The sequence below is a fragment of the Streptomyces sp. S3(2020) genome, from assembly GCF_013044505.1.
GTDB lineage: Bacteria > Actinomycetota > Actinomycetes > Streptomycetales > Streptomycetaceae > Streptomyces.
The window spans coordinates 1-606 of the sequence record NZ_JABERD010000563.1 but is presented as its reverse complement, the minus strand read 5'-3'; the positions used below and the strand labels follow the sequence as shown (position 1 = coordinate 606).

Below are 606 nucleotides of genomic sequence, written 5' to 3'. Positions count from 1 at the left end.
CCGTGCCGGGCGTCAAGGAGGACGTCACCGACCTGATCCTCAACATCAAGCAGCTGGTCGTCTCCTCGGAGCACGACGAGCCGGTCGTGATGTACCTGCGCAAGCAGGGTCCGGGTCTGGTCACCGCCGCCGACATCGCGCCCCCGGCCGGTGTCGAGGTGCACAACCCCGACCTCGTCCTGGCCACGCTGAACGGCAAGGGCAAGCTGGAGATGGAGCTGACCGTCGAGCGCGGTCGCGGCTATGTCTCCGCGGTGCAGAACAAGCAGGTGGGCCAGGAGATCGGCCGTATCCCGGTCGACTCCATCTACAGCCCCGTGCTCAAGGTCACGTACAAGGTCGAGGCCACGCGTGTCGAGCAGCGGACCGACTTCGACAAGCTGATCGTCGACGTCGAGACGAAGCAGGCCATGCGTCCCCGTGACGCCATGGCGTCGGCCGGTAAGACCCTGGTCGAGCTGTTCGGTCTCGCCCGTGAACTGAACATCGACGCCGAGGGCATCGACATGGGCCCGTCCCCCACGGACGCCGCCCTTGCCGCTGACCTGGCGCTGCCGATCGAGGAGCTGGAGCTCACCGTTCGGTCCTACAACTGCCTCAAGCGTG

General features: G+C 66.5%; 1 protein-coding gene. It reads left to right on the top strand.

The features are described from left to right. On the top strand, nucleotides 1-606 hold a 606-nt coding region (gene rpoA / locus HLK59_RS50340; RefSeq protein WP_171148373.1), incomplete at both ends, for a DNA-directed RNA polymerase subunit alpha.